Genomic DNA, 15,523 nt, shown 5'->3' on the forward strand with positions numbered 1-15,523 from the left:
GGATTATGGTTTAAATGCCTGATACTGATTTTTAAATTTCTGATAACTCTGCTCATCAATATTGAATTCTCCATACCAGACATAATCAAAGATATAGGACAGATCAGAAAATTCATTTTTAAGATTCGGAGCTTTTAATTCTGCTACATAATCCTTGTTGGTTTTTTCTGGATTCCAGTTGATCAGTTTTTTGTCACTTAGTTTTTTAAGAATGAACAAAAACTGATAACGAACAGCCGAACGATAGTCTCCTGCACGTTCAAAGTTTGCAATACTTTCAGGAAAATTGATTTCATGGATGTTTTCATGCAGTTCTTCCACATTCAGATCCAGCTTCTTATTCTTTTTACCGAAAATAAAGTTTCCGTCTTTACCAAGAACATACTTAATAATAAAATAAAGTAGAAATCCTACCAAAAGGATCGCAAAAAGGCGAACAAGGGCTACGGTAAACTCGGAGGACTTGGTAAAAACTGTTTCCCCAAAAATACTTTGTAAAACACGGTCGATTTTTCTTACTAACTTTTGCCAGAAAGATTCTCTTGGTTTTGATACTGAATAATCAAATTCATTTCCTTTATATCTTGAGGGAATATTTTTTTTAAATTCTTTTGGGTACACTGTATTTTCTGTAACCGGCTTTTTCATCAATACAGAATCTGCACGAAGCATATTATGATAATGCCCTGTTGTATATAGAGAATCACCCAAATAATCGTCCGCAGAGTCATCTTCCTGAGCCTTAACAAGGCCTAGTGAGAAGAAAAGCAGTATAAAAAGTAAAATCCTATTCATTGATCCCAATAGTGTCTATTTCTTCAAGTTCAACTTTCTGGTGAAGATCTGTTCTGCTGTCATAATACATGAATCCTGCATTCACATACAACAGATTGGAAAGCAAGAATGAAAGCAGCATTGAAATTCCATAGAATACAAAAAAGATAATCCCTACAGTCCCGGTAAAAGGATTTTGTTCAAAATTCCCATCCGGAGTAGAGGTAAGAACTGATCCATAAACAAAGATCATAGGAACGTAGGTGAAAATGGAACTGGCAATGGATATCATGATAAACATAATAAATGCGGCAGCCCAATATTTCCAATAGGGTGACTTTTCACTTCCATTAGGATAAGAAAACTGCGATCGTATGGAATAACTCAGACTTTCCCAGAAACCTCTCCCTGAATTAAAATAATCATACATCAGAAATGTAACTACATTAAACAGGGTAGGATAAACAAGTACTATGAGGAAAAATCCAATAATAATGATTATCAATATATAGGAAAAAGCTACGATAAACAAAGCCAATGGAATGATAACAAAAGTCATCCCGAGGCATAGTTTAGCAATTCTCCCCAAATTTTTCTTAAAATCATCTAAGATTTCATCAGTTTTTATTCTATCGGATCCCTGTGCAATTCTTTTCAGATAGAAAACAGGATATAAGTAATTGACAATTGCAAGAATCATACAAAGCAAAAACGTTATTATTCCTACACCTATGAGCATTCCTGCATTATTAGAGAAATATCGTTCAAAATAATAGGAATCTCCATCTAAATTGGATCCGAAAATCTGTGAAAAAAGTTCTCTATAACCAAAAATAAAAACGGTAACCATTAAGATCAACAACAATCCATTGATCAAAAGATAGTTTTTAAAATAATTTTTTCCGTATATCTTGAAAAAGTTGAAACTGTCACTAATGAAAGCTCCAAAATCTCTTTTTTTATAAAATTGTATCATTGGTGTGTTTATTAGTTTTTTTATTCACAATGGACGGATACACAAGATAGTAAAATATGACAATGGCCAGTGAACCGAAAATAATCAACAGGTTTAAAATCAAGGGCATCTTTAATGCATGTCTTGTTACATATCCCTCAATGATTCCTGCACAGATTGTGAATGGAATGGTACTTAAAAATATTTTGAAAGAATCTTTAAACCCTTTTTTAAAGGAATTAAATCTTGACAAAGTTTTCGGAAATAAAATAGAAGCACCAAGAATCAATCCGCACATCGCTTCTACCACCATGGAAAAAATTTCAAATACCCCATGCAGCCAAATCCCTCTTGCACTGTCCTTCAATGCACCATAATCATAGAAAAAATATTGAAAAGATCCTAGCATTACGCTATTGGAGAGTAAAGCAAATAAGGTCCCTACTCCTCCGGAAACTCCATAGATATATAACTTGGCTCCTACCTTAATATTATTAAAAATGATTCCGATAGTGGTTCCCCATGTAGTTCCACTCTGATAGACTCCTACTGCGTTATTATTTTTAATATTTTCAATAGTTTCATTTACATAGCTTTCCCCAAGAATAATATTAACAAAATCCTTATCATAAACCGCTGAAAGTACTCCTATAGAAGTAAAAAGAATAAAAAACAGAAAAGCATACAACAGGTATCTTCTGTACTGATAAACCAACAACGGAACCTCAGTTTTAAAGAAATAAAGCAATCTGTTCTCCTCTACTCTTTTCGTTTTATAGATTTTCTGAAAGATCTGGGAGGATAAGTGATTCAGATAAACAGTGGTATTACTTTTGGGATAGTAAGTCTGTGCAAAAGAAAGATCATTAATCAGGTTGATATACAGCGAAGACAGGTCATCAGGATTTTTTTTAATTTTCCCATCAATAACCTGTTCTATTCCCAACCATTTTTCTTTATTTTGTTTAATGAAATAAACTTCTCTCATAATTGTAAGGCTAAAATAATAAAAAATATGTCTCAAATTGCGATAAATACCTCACAAAATGTAAATATTAACTTTAATACTGCCAGTGTAGGAGAAAGAATGCTCGCCTTCATTATTGATCTTCTGATAAGGGTTGCCTATGTGATTATAGTCCTTTATATATTCTTCAATGTTTTTGATTTGGGGTACCTGTTAAATGGTCTGGATCAATGGTCTGTGATGGCGGTATATATTATTCTTACATTCCCTACCTATATTTATCCTGTTGTTTTGGAAAGCTTAATGGAAGGGCAGACTCCGGGTAAAAAATTAATGAAGATAAGAGTCGTAAAAATTGACGGCTATCAAGCTAGTTTCGGAGATTATATGATCCGTTGGGTATTCAGGCTTGTAGATGTATCCTTTGCCGGCGTTGTGGGTTTAATTTCTATGATTGTTTCCAAAAACAATCAGCGGTTAGGAGATATAGCTTCCGGAACCGCCGTAATTTCACTTAAGAACAACATCAATATTTCCCACACTATTTTGGAAAATATCCATGAAGATTATATCCCCTCATTTCCGCAGGTTATTGCATTGAGTGATAATGACATGAGAATTATCAAGGATAATTATACAAAAGCTTTAAAAATAGATGACCGACAAATCATCCGCAAACTTTCCGACAAGATCAAAAGTATCCTAAAACTGGAAATAGATCCTACAAAAATGACAGAAAAACAGTTTATTAATGTCATTATTAAAGATTATAACTATTACACAGGAAAAGATAATTAGTGATTTTAAAATAGGGAATGGCGAACTTTAATGGTAAAGCAATAAACAAGACAACAAAATAATCCATCATTTATTATTCATAATTTTCGTATATTTATTAACAGCAAAGCCTTAAGTTATGAATTTTGAAAACAACAAATCCGGAAACGGTGGATTTCTTACCCTTAACAACGAAGTGAAAGAAGTTGGAAGATTAACCTATACCATTTTCCCGGAAGACCATAAGTTTATCATTTCGTTTGTACTTGTTCACCCTGAGTTTGAGGGCAGAGGAATGGGAAAATACCTAGTGGAAGAAGCCATTAGGTTTGCAAGAGAAAACAACTGGAAAGTTTACCCTCACTGTTCTTACGCTAGATCAGTAATGACGAGAATGAGTGATGTGGAAGATATTTTTTTAAAGAATTAAAACTTCATTCAGCAGAATATCTTCAATATCATTTGGATAATCTACATCCAGGTGATGGTCAGCAGCTACCCACTCCATGATCTCCTGTAAATTTAAAACCTTAGAATTTGGAATTCCCATTGTATCTAAGGCACATGCATTGCATTCCTGTTCATATTGATTATGGATAGGAATTACAAATAGTTTTTTATGCATGAAAAGAGCTTCAGCCGGGGTTTCAAAACCTGCATTACACAGAATTCCCTCACAGCCTTCAAAGTATTTTAGGTACTGTATTTCATCAATAGGAAATACTTCAACATTTTTTACTTTCACCTGTACCTTACTATATTTCGAAAACACTTTCCACTCCACAGGAATTTTCCTTAGAACCTTAATGATATTTTCGTCTGCAAAACTTGGGAGATAAACCAGGTAATAGCCTTGTTTATAAGGATTAAGGTTTCTGATCTTTTTCCGGATCACAGGTTTCTTAATCTGTGGATGATAATTTTCAAAGTGAAAACCTATTTTTCTTTCGCTGGGAACATAATATTTCAAAATCATTTCTCCCAGAAAATCTTTCTTTTTAGGTTTAGGGGTTTCAGAAAAACTCATGGATGCCTGATGGCTCAGTTCTATCATCGGAAGCTTTTTCAATTTAGAAGCCCATCCGGTTAAGGGTTCATAATCATTAATGATCAGATCATACTTTGAAAGTTCAAGATCCCTTATCGTTCTTGCTGCTTCAATGAATTTATTATCAGTAAATGTTTTACGGTAGGATAAACCGCCTGTTTTGTTGTAAAGAAGAGAAATACCCTTGTATTGGAAGTTAACGTCAAAATCAGCCTTTAATTGCGATTGATGCCCACTTATCAATGTATCTACTGAGGCATGTTTTTTGAGAATTGGAATAATTTCCTGCGCTCTAGCCACATGACCATTTCCGGTACCTTGAAATGCATACAAGATCTTCATTTAGGTAAAATTAGTTACTATTTTTAAAAGTGCAGAATTGTCCATGTCCTGAATTTCCTCTGTTTCATCATCTTTCAGTAAATGTTTATGGTCATCGTAGTAAAAGATCTTCCATTCATTCTCGTTATATTCGAGTGCTGATAGATTTTCAATCCAATCTCCGGAATTCAGATAAGTACAAGACCCTTTTTTATTAACAACTTCTCTAATCTGCGGCTGGTGAATATGTCCACAAACTACATAATCATAGTGGTTATCTATTGCTAGCTCAGAAGCAGTTAATTCAAAGTCTCCAATATACTTTACCGCTTTCTTTACATTGTTTTTGATTTTTTTTGAAAATGAATATTTTTCCTTACCCATTTTTTCCAGGAACCAGTTCACCACGTTATTGATGATGATTAAAAGATCATATCCCTTTCCACCAAGCTTCGCAATCCATTTGGAATGCTGAACTGATGCATCGAAAACATCACCATGAAAAATCCAGGTTTTCTTTTGATCAATAGTCAGACAAATCTTATTACAGACCTTAAGCTTTCCAAGTTCAAAATCGGTAAACTTCCGGAACATCTCATCATGATTTCCTGTAATATAGTAAACGTCGGTATTCTTGGTAGCAAATGAAAGAATCTTTCTGATCACTTTCAAATGAGGTTTAGGGAAGTAAGACTTTTTGAACTGCCAGATATCGATAATATCGCCATTCAAAACCAAAGTTTTAGGCTGAATAGAATTGAGATACCTCAGTAATTCTTTAGCCTTACATCCATAAGTTCCCAAATGAACATCCGATATGACAACTAATTCAACGTTTCTTTTCATCCGTATATTTTCAGCTTTTTTATTTTGCCGAATGGAATGCCACAATGCTTTTTATTATTTAAAAAAGTGCTTCAGGGCATTTCATAGTTTTATACAAAGAAACTAATTGAAAGTTAACTGTATATGAATGCTATATTATTTTTTATAAAGAGTTCATCAACTCTTCTGTAATTTCCATGTTGTGGTAAACGTTCTGAACATCATCATCCTCTTCGAAACGTTCAAGCATTTTCATATTTGCTTTAAACTGTTCTTCGTTTACTTCTTTTGTATTGTTTGGAATTCTTTGTAATTCTGCACTCTTTGCTTCAATACCAAGCTCATCCAATTTATGAGACAATGAACCAAAGTCTTCAAAAGCAGTAGTAATCATTACTTCTTCTTCGTCTTTTTCCACATCTTCAGCACCTCCATCAATCATTTCCATTTCGAACTCATCCCAATCCATTTTGATTTGAGCCAAATCAATGGTGAAAATACCTTTTCTGTCGAAGATAAATGCTAGTTCACCATTTTTCCCAAGGTTACCATCAAACTTGTTAAAAACAGCCCTTACGTTGGCTACCGTTCTTGTTGTATTATTTGTAGTACATTCTACAAAAAAAGCGACACCTCCCTGTCCGTATCCTTCATAAGTAACCTCTTCATAGTTTTCAGCATCAGCACCGCTGGCTTTTTTAATTGCTCTTTCAACATTATCTTTAGGCATATTAGCCCCTTTTGCATTCTGGATACATCTTCTCAATGCCGGGTTAGATTCAGGATCTACCCCACCAGCCTTTACTGCTAATGCAATATCCTTACCTATTTTAGAGAATGTTTTGGCCATTTTATCCCATCTGGCCATTTTAGAAGCTTTTCTATATTCAAATGCTCTTCCCATTTTATTTTTAAAATTTTCAACAAAATTACTTAAAAGTCTACAAAAAAAAAATACCTCCAAAAGATTGGAGGTATTCATTATTTAGAAAAATTAATTATTTTTTCTTTTTAGCAACAGCTTTTTTCTTAGCTGGAGCTTTTTTAGTTGCTTTTTTAACAGCTTTCTTCTTAACTGGAGCATCAGCGTAATCTTTCTTAGCGATTGCGTTCCACTCAGAAGCATTTTCAATAGCTTTTACAACTACTTTTCTGTCAACTTGTCTTTCAGCATCTGTAGCTTTAGCAGGAATAGTAGCTTTAGTAGCACCTACACCTACTGATTTAAGAGCGTTAGCATCTACACCTCTTGCATCTAAAGCAGCAACTACAGCAGCAGCTCTTTCTCTAGATAATTTCAAGTTGTAAGCAGCAGCACCTTTAGCATCAGTTCTACCTTCTAATAGATAGTTACCTCCATCTTTCTTAATGATATCAGCAGCTCTATCTAATGCACCTGCAGACTCAGCTTTGATTGTAGCTTTGTTGAAATCGAAGAATACACTCTTGAATGTAGTTTCAACTTCTTCAGCAGTTTTAGTCTTAGGTTTAGGACATCCGTTGTATTCTGGAAGACCTGGAACAGTAGGACAAGCATCATCTTTATCTAAGATACCGTCACCGTCTTGATCTGGCCAAGGACAACCGTTGTTTTCAGCAGGACCTGCTACTGTAGGACAAGCATCATCTTTGTCGATAACACCGTCACCATCTGTATCTGGCCAAGGACAACCGTTGTTTTCAACTGGACCAGCTACATCTGGACACTGATCGTCTTTATCTGGAACTCCATCTCCGTCAGTATCAGGACATCCTTGGAATTCTGGTAAACCTGGAGTATCTGGACAAAGGTCATCTTTATCTAGGATACCATCCTTATCTCTATCTCTGTTTCCGAATCTAAATAAGATAGATGCAGAAGCTTGCCAGAAGTTAGCAACTGTAGAGTGGTCACCTGGAGTTGATACATAATCACCTTGGATACCAAGACCGAAGTTCTTAGTTACCCAGAAGTTAGCACCAGCACCAGTAGAAACTGCAAAGTGGTTTGCTTTACCGTTCTCATTACCATCTTTACCGTTCTTAACAGTTTCAATGAAATTACCGTCAGCATCAACAGCATTTCTTGGGAAAGAAAGTCCAGTATAGTCATGTCTTAAGTAGTTAGCACCAACTCTTAAATATGGATCAAACCAAGATTCTTCGTTCCATAAAAGACCTGCAGCTTTAGCCTGGAAACCAATACCTGTCATTAGGAAAAATTCTTTCCCCATGTTGAATCTTTTGTTTTCAACATTTCCAACAGAAGTTTGCCAGTCGATAACTAAACCTTTTCCAATGTTTCTAGCAACTGTTAACTTAGATAAAGGAGGTGTAATAGAGTAATTGTTCACATTGAACAATCTCTTTGTTAAATTTTTAGCAGCGAACGTATTACTGAAGCCATCTCTAACTGCTACATGGTTTTCTGCATGAGCACCAACCCCGATTAACCACGGATTGTTGGTAGTCTGCGCGAAAACAGTAGAAGCAACAGTAAGTGCCAATGCTGAAATTCCTAATTTTAGATTTTTCATAGAATTAAATGATTAAATAATTGATAATGCAAAATAAATATAATTTTTCTTTATATACAAAGTTTTTCAAATGATTTTTAACTTTTCTTTAATATTCTGTCCAGGTTCCGTTTATTTTCTCTATCTTTTATCGCCTCCCTTTTATCGAAAAGTTTTTTCCCTCTACCAAGTGCTATCAGCACTTTTGCTTTACCTCGATCAGTGATATATAACTTTAGGGGTACGATAGTGTTCCCGGCATCCTTTAACTTTTTTTCAAGTTTCTGTAATTCTTTTTTGTGCAAGAGCAATTTCCGTTCCCTTTTTGTTTTATGATTGTAAAAAGTTCCTAATTTATACTCGTCAATCATCATATTTATAATGTATAACTCCCCATCAATAAACTGACAGAACGATTCTGTAATGGATGCTTTGGAGGAACGTAAAGATTTTATTTCTGTACCCGTCAAAACCATTCCTGCTTCGTATTCTTCAAGAATCTCATATTCAAAACGGGCCCTTTTATTTAATATGCTAACTGTTTTTTCAATCTTCATCATTTTAAAATTTCGTTAATGAAATATATAAAAAATACGATACATTTAAAAACTTGACTATTATAATATTACAAAATACCCAAATTCTTTTCGTAATTTTGCGCCAAATTTACAAAACTATATGTTAACAGTATCTAACTTATCTTTACAATTCGGGAAAAGAGTTCTTTTTGACGAGGTAAATATTATGTTTACCAAAGGAAACTGCTACGGGATTATCGGAGCAAACGGTGCAGGAAAGTCTACATTCCTTAAAATATTAACAGGAAAGCAGGATCCAACAACAGGACATGTATCTTTGGAACCAGGAAAAAGAATGTCTGTTTTGGAGCAGGATCACTTTGCTTTTGATCAGTATACTGTTCTTGAAGCTGTTTTAAGAGGTAACAAAAAATTATTTGAGATAAAGGAGGAAATGGATGCGTTATACGCAAAAGAAGATTTCTCTGATGAAGACGGAATTAAAGCTGGTGAACTAGGTGTAATCTATGATGAAATGGGAGGATGGACTGCTGAACCTGATGCACAAACCATGCTTTCAAACGTAGGTATCAAAGATGATATGCACTGGCAGATGATGAGTGAACTTGAGAATAAGGACAAAGTAAAAGTTCTTTTGGCTCAGGCACTTTTCGGAAATCCTGATGTATTGATTCTGGATGAACCTACCAATGACCTTGACATTGATACAATTTCTTGGTTAGAGGACTTCCTTGCTGATTATGAAAACACTGTAATTGTGGTATCTCACGACCGTCACTTCTTAGATACGGTATGTACCCACATCGGTGACTTGGATTATGCTAAACTTAACCTTTACACAGGTAACTACTCTTTCTGGTACCAGGCTTCTCAGTTGGCAACAAGACAAAGAGCTCAGGCTAACAAGAAAGCTGAAGAGAAGAAAAAAGAACTTCAGGACTTCATTGCCAGATTTAGCTCTAACGTTGCTAAGGCAAAACAAGCTACTGCAAGAAAGAAGATGATCGACAAATTAAACATTGACGATATTAAACCATCTTCAAGAAGATATCCGGCTATTATTTTCGAAATGGAAAGAGAAGCAGGAGATCAAATCTTGGATGTAAAAGGTCTTGAAAAAACAAAAGACGGTGAACTATTATTCTCTAACATTGATTTAAATCTTAAAAAAGGAGATAAAGTAGCAGTTCTTTCGAAAAACTCTTTGGCTATCACAGAATTTTTCGAAATCCTGGCTGGAAATGTTGAAGCAGACAAAGGAAATGTTGCTTGGGGAGTTACTACAAACCAGTCTCACATGCCTTTAGATAATACGAACTTCTTCCAAGAGGATTTAAGCTTGGTAGATTGGTTGAGACAATTCACTAAAAATGATGAGGAGCGTCACGAAGAATTTGTAAGAGGATTCTTAGGAAGAATGCTTTTCTCTGGTGATGAAGCTTTGAAGTCTTGTAAAGTACTTTCAGGAGGTGAAAAAATGAGATGTATGTTCAGTAGAATGATGCTTCAGAAAGCTAACGTTCTTTTATTAGATGAGCCTACCAACCACTTAGACCTTGAAAGTATTACTACTTTGAACAACTCATTGTCTAACTTTAAAGGAAATCTTTTATTGGCATCTCATGACCACGAAATGCTTTCAACTGTCTGTAACAGAATCATCGAATTGACTCCTAGCGGAATCATCGATAGAGAAATGACTTATGACGAATACCTTGCAGACAAAAAGGTAAAAGAATTAAGAGAAAAAATGTATTCTTAATCTGATCTGAATACGGAATCAAATAAAAATACCTCAAAGCAGTGCTTTGAGGTATTTTATTTTCAACAATAAATAAAATAATTATTTTGTAAGTTTTGCTGTTGGAAGAGCAACAGTTCCCGGATCTTTCCATAATCCATCCTTTTCTGCTCTTTTCTTGATTGCCTGTGCTCTTTTCTCACTATCAGGGTGAGAGTTGAACATTTTTTCAAAACCGGTCTGTGTACTTCCCTGTGAAAGCAATGCCAGTTTTTTGAAAGCTGTATAAGCTCCTACTACATCATATTTATTGGCTTTCATGAAGTCGTATGAATAAGTATCTGCTTCAGACTCCTGTTTCTTACTGTGAGAAGCATCTAAAAATGCATTCGCCATCTTACCCACCTGGCTATCATTAAGAGTAGCTACGGCGTTGGAAGCAGAAGAAGCCGCATCTAATGCTGCTGCTTTTAAATAAGCAGATTTCATAGCATCTTTTGTATCTTCATTCTTTACGTGGCCAATTTCGTGACCGATTACAGCTAGCAGCTCATTATCTGTCATGATATCCATTAAAGATGAAAACACACGTACACTACCGTCTGCACAAGCAAAAGCATTGATATCTTTCACTTTATACACTTTGTAGTTTAGGTTCAGACCGTCTTGAGATTTGTGTTTTCCAAACAGTTTGTTCAGTCTTACGGTATATGGATCTTTCGGTCCTGCTACCGCGTTGTTTTTATCCATCCAATCTACTGATTCTTTGGATAATTTAACTGCATCTTCGTTCGTAAAAGTTAAGGCTTTAGCACCATTTGAAACTATTCCGGCAGCTTTACCAAGATTAATTTTTTGTGCACTGATCGAATTCATTGCCCCTAAAAGTGAAAGGCACACGATAATTTTTTTCATAGTCATTTAAATTTGGAGGACGAAGATAACCATTTTTCAACAATAATAAAGTTTAAAAAGTAAACTCTGTTTTTTTTAATTTTAAACGAAAAAATGAAAGCCATTTACCTTTTTACTATATTCTTCTTTTCTCTATTCACCGGGCAGGAAAAAATGAAATATAATATGCCTGATTATGAAGATGTAATGATGACCTCTACTAGTTATAATCTACCGTTTAATGTCAATTTTACATCATCAACCTATCCCAAAAACTTAAAAAGACTGGAGCAAAAAAGCAATGGAGAATATCTTAATATTTTAGAGTATGATAAAAACGGAAATTTGATCTATAAATATTACCGACAATATGTAAGTGAAAACTGGGATGGAAAATACCTGACTATTATTGAAAGAAATATTTACAATGATAAAAACCAGCCGGTCAAAACCCTTATTCTACACTCTAATACTGGTGCAAGTTTAAATGAATATCATTATGATGCTGTAGGAAATATAATCCTTGTAAACAGCACAGGAATTCCAATAATCGGAGGCAATGAAAATGCCTGGAGATATATCGAAAGTTTACTAAAACCCGAAGATTTTGACAAGGATAAAAATATTCTGAAACTGAATAATAAAAAGAATAAAAGCGCCTATGTTTTTGAATATGATTTTAATAGAAAGCTAGTAAAAGCATTCCACAAGGATCAGCCTTCAAATCATGATTTCCATAGTGTGTATCAATTTAATGACTCAAATCAATTAATGTCAAAGACTGTTTTAGATCAGGGTAAAATCTATTATGACAACTCTTATTTCATTGAATATAAAGACAATAAAAAGATCACAAAAGAATATGATGAGGAAAAGAATTTAACTCAAACCACAACGGAATATTCTGAGGATAAATTTACTCTTATTGAAACGGCTAATACGGAATATAAATTTAACCAGAAAAGAAAATACTTTGGAAAAACACTGATTTTTGATGATAGCTTTACTCAGGAAAACGATGAAAAAGCATTCGAAAAATTTGATTTGGATGAGTATAACATGCCTGTAAAGATGATTTCAGAAAAGAATGGAAAAATAGATTCTACCGTTATTTTTACAAATAAGTATGAGTTTTATTAGACTTATTCCTGCTGTTTTTTAAAATCTAATTTGCTGATTTTTAAAGAGGCTTTTAGAACTTTTTTCCTTATTTTTGTGAAATGAGTCAAAAATGGATTTATAAGCCCGAACCCGATGAGGAAATTGTGGACGGACTAAGTTCGTCGCTTGGTTTTGGTACTTTTGAATCTAAAATTCTCGTTCTAAGAGGAATTGACAATTATCAAAAGGCGAGAGAATTTTTCAAACCAAACCTTAACGATATACACAGTCCGTTTTTAATGGCAGACATGCAAAAAGCTGTAGAGCGTATTGCCACTGCAATTGAAAATGGCGAAAAGATATTGGTATATGGTGATTATGATGTAGATGGAACTACAGCAGTTGCTTTAATGTACCTTTACCTCAGCAAAATTGTTGAGAAAAAATATTTGGATTATTATATTCCGGACAGAAATTCTGAAGGATATGGTATTTCCACAGAGGGAATTGATTTTGCCAAGGAGAATGGTTTTTCATTAATCATTGCTCTTGACTGTGGAATTAAGGCTCTTGACATGATTAATTATGCCTCTAGCCTGGATATTGACTTTATTATTTGTGATCACCACCTTCCTGGTGACGAAATTCCCAATGCTGCGGCTGTACTTGATCCTAAAAGAAGTGACTGTAGGTATCCATTTAAGGAACTTTCCGGATGTGGTGTCGGCTTTAAGCTTTGCCAGGGATTAAATACCATTTATAAGCTGCCAGATGCTGAATTGTTTGAGCTAACAGATCTTTTGGCGATCTCCATTGCCGCAGATATTGTTTCGATGACTGGTGAAAACAGGGTTCTTGCTAAAATGGGGCTAAAAACTCTTAGAAAGACCAGAAATCTTGGATTAAGGCTTTTGATTCCTGAGGATAAGCTTTCTCATTTTGAAATTTCAAATATTGTTTTTGAAATTGCACCTAAAATAAACGCTGCCGGAAGAATTTCACATGGTAAAGCCGCTGTGGAACTTATGGTGTCTGATAACCTGAAGCATGCCCACCAAATTGTTCATGACATCATGAACCTGAACGATGAAAGGCGTGAATTGGATATGAACTCTACTCTTTCTGCTTTGAATCAAATTATGGAATCTCAGCAGGAAACCAAACACTCCACTATTGTTTATCATCCTGAATGGAACAAAGGGGTCATAGGGATTGTGGCTTCAAGACTTATTGAAACCTATTATAAACCAACACTGGTCTTTACGGATGGTAATAATGGGGAAATGGTTGCTTCTGCAAGATCCGTTTCAGATTTTGATGTTCATGAAGCTCTTGATATGTGTTCGGAATATTTCCTGAAATTCGGTGGACATCATGCTGCGGCAGGACTGTCTATGGAAAAGGATAAGTTTGAAGCATTCAAGGAAAAATTTGAAAAAATTGTTTCTGAAAAGATCAAGGAACACCAAAAGGAGCCATCCATTACGATTGATTCTGAAATTAAAATTGATGAAATCAACAGGGAGTTTATTAATTTCCACAGAAAACTTGCTCCTTTCGGGCCCCACAATATGAAACCTATTTTTACATTAACTGATCAAAAGCTATCTGGATATGTAAAGACTATGGGGAAAGACAATAACCATATGAAGTTTTATATCAAGCAGGAATCTACGGGACGAAATATTGAATGCGTAGGCTTTAAGCTTGGCCAGTTTGTAGAGGATTTTAAAAATAAAAATTTTGATATTGCTTTTACCCTGGAGGAAAATCATTGGAAAGGCAATGTAACTCATTATCTTAATATAAAGGACGTAAAGTTTAGGGAGTAAATAAGGCTGCAGGATTTAGGTTCCAGGTAATGAAAGTCTGAACCCCTATAAAATTCTGATCAAAATATTGATATTCCTAACCACTGCTCCATGCTTGCTACCTATTACCCAACAAAAAATGAAAAAAATCGGTCTATTCTTCGGATCTTTTAATCCAATACACATTGGACATCTTATTTTGGCCAATTATATTCTTGAAAATTCTGACATGGATGAGTTGTGGTTTGTAGTAAGCCCACAAAATCCGTTTAAGGATAAAAAATCTTTATTGAAAGACCATAACAGACTGGATATGGTGCAGCTTGCTGTAAAAAATTATCCGAATATGCGTGCTTCCAATGTTGAATTTTCTCTTCCACAGCCGAGCTATACGATTGATACACTCACTTATCTTCATGAGAAACATCCTGATTATTCCTTTAGTCTGATTATGGGTGAGGATAATCTGAAGAGCCTTCACAAATGGAAAAATTATGATACTCTTATCAAGAATCATCATATTATTGTTTATCCAAGGGTTTTTGATGGGGAAAAGAAAGATTCTGACTATCTTCAGCATGAGAACATATCTCTGATAAAAGCGCCTGTGATAGAGCTTTCCGCTACTGAAATCCGCAATATGATTAAAGATGGCAAAAATGTAAGACCAATGCTGCCACCTGAAGTTTTTGAATATTTGGATGGAAGTAATTTTTATAAGTAATTTTGTAAATCAGAAATGAGAGAACAAAACTATAAAGCCAGAGAAAGACTCTTGCTTTTAACTCTCACCTCACAACCTTAAGAAATGGACTTCATCGAAAAATTTTTCTCAAAATATTCTCAGGAAAAAATGATCAAATGGTTTAAGCAGGTATGTCTTGCGGAAGCTATTTCATGTTTTTTACTATACTGTGTTGCGATGATCTGGATCCGTTATGATGAAAATTTATATTCTATTATCTTCATCAGTATTATTGGTAGCTTGCACGGGTTATTTTTCACCCTTTATCTTCTACTTTGTCTTCCTGCAAGAAAAATTTACAACTGGGATGATGAAGATTTTGTTTTTGCTTTATTAGCTGCTTTTTTCCCATTTGCAACGATTTGGGTTGATAAAAAACTGGCTAAATTCGACAGAGAATAAATCTATTTTTCATAAAATTTCATGTTTTGCTGTAACAAATTTATTGTTACAGTTGTCTTATTATACAGAAAGGTCAAATAATCAATAATTTAATTTAAAATTTTACACACTGTAAATCAATCATTTAT

General features: G+C 34.5%; 16 protein-coding genes. 7 read left to right on the top strand and 9 right to left on the bottom strand.

The genetic code is table 11. From position 1 onward, the window contains the following. Positions 1-3 precede the first annotated feature (3 nt). From C7D53_RS12265 to C7D53_RS12275, 3 genes are read right to left on the bottom strand one after another with little or no spacing between them, the layout of a single operon-like run. Positions 4-795 (bottom strand): DUF4129 domain-containing protein, encoded by a 792-nt coding sequence (locus C7D53_RS12265; protein WP_106916773.1) that lies wholly within the window; start codon positions 793-795, stop codon positions 4-6. Next, positions 788-1,750: a DUF4013 domain-containing protein gene (locus C7D53_RS12270; RefSeq protein ID WP_106916774.1), complete on the bottom strand. Its 963-nt coding sequence runs from the start codon at positions 1,748-1,750 to the stop codon at positions 788-790. Before C7D53_RS12270 ends, C7D53_RS12265 begins: the two co-directional genes overlap by 8 nt. Further along, positions 1,734-2,717, bottom strand: coding sequence for a stage II sporulation protein M (locus tag C7D53_RS12275; RefSeq protein ID WP_106916775.1), 984 nt, complete (start codon positions 2,715-2,717; stop codon positions 1,734-1,736). Before C7D53_RS12275 ends, C7D53_RS12270 begins: the two co-directional genes overlap by 17 nt. A 27-nt stretch (positions 2,718-2,744) precedes the next feature. On the opposite strand from C7D53_RS12275, the gene C7D53_RS12280 reads away from it, so the two are divergent. Together C7D53_RS12280 and C7D53_RS12285 are read left to right on the top strand one after the other, a co-directional pair. Further along, positions 2,745-3,494 carry an RDD family protein gene (locus C7D53_RS12280; protein ID WP_106916776.1) on the top strand — a complete coding sequence of 250 codons (750 nt, stop codon included), beginning with the start codon at positions 2,745-2,747 and terminating at the stop codon, positions 3,492-3,494. A gap of 118 nt (positions 3,495-3,612) precedes the next feature. Next, positions 3,613-3,903 carry a GNAT family N-acetyltransferase gene (locus C7D53_RS12285; protein ID WP_106916777.1) on the top strand — a complete coding sequence of 97 codons (291 nt, stop codon included), beginning with the start codon at positions 3,613-3,615 and terminating at the stop codon, positions 3,901-3,903. Here C7D53_RS12285 and C7D53_RS12290 read toward each other — a convergent pair. The 5 genes from C7D53_RS12290 to smpB form a co-directional block, all read right to left on the bottom strand. Next, entirely contained in the window at positions 3,892-4,863 is a 972-nt protein-coding gene (locus C7D53_RS12290; RefSeq protein WP_106916778.1) for a glycosyltransferase family protein, read from the bottom strand. The two genes, C7D53_RS12285 and C7D53_RS12290, sit on opposite strands and share 12 nt — an antisense overlap. After that, positions 4,864-5,688, bottom strand: a complete 825-nt coding sequence (locus C7D53_RS12295; protein ID WP_106917114.1) for a UDP-2,3-diacylglucosamine diphosphatase — start codon at positions 5,686-5,688, stop codon at positions 4,864-4,866. It abuts the gene before it with no gap. Positions 5,689-5,830: 142 nt separating this feature from the next. Then, on the bottom strand, positions 5,831-6,571 hold the full coding sequence (locus C7D53_RS12300; RefSeq protein ID WP_106917115.1) for a YebC/PmpR family DNA-binding transcriptional regulator: 741 nt from the start codon (positions 6,569-6,571) through the stop codon (positions 5,831-5,833). Between the two features lie 94 nt (positions 6,572-6,665). Next, a complete protein-coding gene (locus C7D53_RS12305; RefSeq protein WP_106916779.1) occupies positions 6,666-8,183 on the bottom strand; it encodes an OmpA family protein in 1,518 nt (505 codons plus the stop codon). Positions 8,184-8,260: 77 nt separating this feature from the next. Next, positions 8,261-8,719, bottom strand: coding sequence for an SsrA-binding protein SmpB (gene smpB, locus C7D53_RS12310; RefSeq protein ID WP_076597029.1), 459 nt, complete (start codon positions 8,717-8,719; stop codon positions 8,261-8,263). Between the two features lie 121 nt (positions 8,720-8,840). On the opposite strand from smpB, the gene C7D53_RS12315 reads away from it, so the two are divergent. Beyond that, positions 8,841-10,463, top strand: coding sequence for an ABC-F family ATP-binding cassette domain-containing protein (locus C7D53_RS12315; protein ID WP_106916780.1), 1,623 nt, complete (start codon positions 8,841-8,843; stop codon positions 10,461-10,463). Between the two features lie 81 nt (positions 10,464-10,544). On the opposite strand, the gene C7D53_RS12320 is transcribed toward C7D53_RS12315, so the two are convergent. Further along, a complete protein-coding gene (locus tag C7D53_RS12320; protein ID WP_106916781.1) occupies positions 10,545-11,357 on the bottom strand; it encodes a M48 family metallopeptidase in 813 nt (270 codons plus the stop codon). 93 nt (positions 11,358-11,450) lie between these two features. Between C7D53_RS12320 and C7D53_RS12325 the strand changes: the two genes are divergently transcribed. From C7D53_RS12325 to C7D53_RS12340, 4 genes are all read left to right on the top strand, one after another. Next, positions 11,451-12,476: a hypothetical protein gene (locus C7D53_RS12325; RefSeq protein WP_106916782.1), complete on the top strand. Its 1,026-nt coding sequence runs from the start codon at positions 11,451-11,453 to the stop codon at positions 12,474-12,476. 80 nt (positions 12,477-12,556) lie between these two features. Then, positions 12,557-14,269, top strand: a complete 1,713-nt coding sequence (gene recJ, locus C7D53_RS12330; RefSeq protein ID WP_106916783.1) for a single-stranded-DNA-specific exonuclease RecJ — start codon at positions 12,557-12,559, stop codon at positions 14,267-14,269. Positions 14,270-14,387: 118 nt separating this feature from the next. Next, positions 14,388-14,972, top strand: coding sequence for a nicotinate (nicotinamide) nucleotide adenylyltransferase (gene nadD, locus C7D53_RS12335; RefSeq protein WP_106916784.1), 585 nt, complete (start codon positions 14,388-14,390; stop codon positions 14,970-14,972). Positions 14,973-15,056: 84 nt separating this feature from the next. Beyond that, complete coding sequence (locus tag C7D53_RS12340; RefSeq protein ID WP_106916785.1) at positions 15,057-15,395, top strand: DUF3817 domain-containing protein; 339 nt, start codon at positions 15,057-15,059, stop codon at positions 15,393-15,395. Positions 15,396-15,523 lie beyond the last annotated feature (128 nt).

The organism is Chryseobacterium aurantiacum (genome assembly GCF_003020585.1).
Classification (GTDB): Bacteria; Bacteroidota; Bacteroidia; order Flavobacteriales; family Weeksellaceae; genus Chryseobacterium; species Chryseobacterium aurantiacum.

Coding starts and splice junctions, on each gene's coding strand:
- C7D53_RS12265 (WP_106916773.1), bottom strand. CDS start 795: ATGAATAGGATTTTACTTTTTATACTGCTTTTCTTCTCACTAGGCCTT.
- C7D53_RS12270 (WP_106916774.1), bottom strand. CDS start 1,750: ATGATACAATTTTATAAAAAAAGAGATTTTGGAGCTTTCATTAGTGAC.
- C7D53_RS12275 (WP_106916775.1), bottom strand. CDS start 2,717: ATGAGAGAAGTTTATTTCATTAAACAAAATAAAGAAAAATGGTTGGGA.
- C7D53_RS12280 (WP_106916776.1), top strand. CDS start 2,745: ATGTCTCAAATTGCGATAAATACCTCACAAAATGTAAATATTAACTTT.
- C7D53_RS12285 (WP_106916777.1), top strand. CDS start 3,613: ATGAATTTTGAAAACAACAAATCCGGAAACGGTGGATTTCTTACCCTT.
- C7D53_RS12290 (WP_106916778.1), bottom strand. CDS start 4,863: ATGAAGATCTTGTATGCATTTCAAGGTACCGGAAATGGTCATGTGGCT.
- C7D53_RS12295 (WP_106917114.1), bottom strand. CDS start 5,688: ATGAAAAGAAACGTTGAATTAGTTGTCATATCGGATGTTCATTTGGGA.
- C7D53_RS12300 (WP_106917115.1), bottom strand. CDS start 6,571: ATGGGAAGAGCATTTGAATATAGAAAAGCTTCTAAAATGGCCAGATGG.
- C7D53_RS12305 (WP_106916779.1), bottom strand. CDS start 8,183: ATGAAAAATCTAAAATTAGGAATTTCAGCATTGGCACTTACTGTTGCT.
- smpB (WP_076597029.1), bottom strand. CDS start 8,719: ATGAAGATTGAAAAAACAGTTAGCATATTAAATAAAAGGGCCCGTTTT.
- C7D53_RS12315 (WP_106916780.1), top strand. CDS start 8,841: ATGTTAACAGTATCTAACTTATCTTTACAATTCGGGAAAAGAGTTCTT.
- C7D53_RS12320 (WP_106916781.1), bottom strand. CDS start 11,357: ATGAAAAAAATTATCGTGTGCCTTTCACTTTTAGGGGCAATGAATTCG.
- C7D53_RS12325 (WP_106916782.1), top strand. CDS start 11,451: ATGAAAGCCATTTACCTTTTTACTATATTCTTCTTTTCTCTATTCACC.
- recJ (WP_106916783.1), top strand. CDS start 12,557: ATGAGTCAAAAATGGATTTATAAGCCCGAACCCGATGAGGAAATTGTG.
- nadD (WP_106916784.1), top strand. CDS start 14,388: ATGAAAAAAATCGGTCTATTCTTCGGATCTTTTAATCCAATACACATT.
- C7D53_RS12340 (WP_106916785.1), top strand. CDS start 15,057: ATGGACTTCATCGAAAAATTTTTCTCAAAATATTCTCAGGAAAAAATG.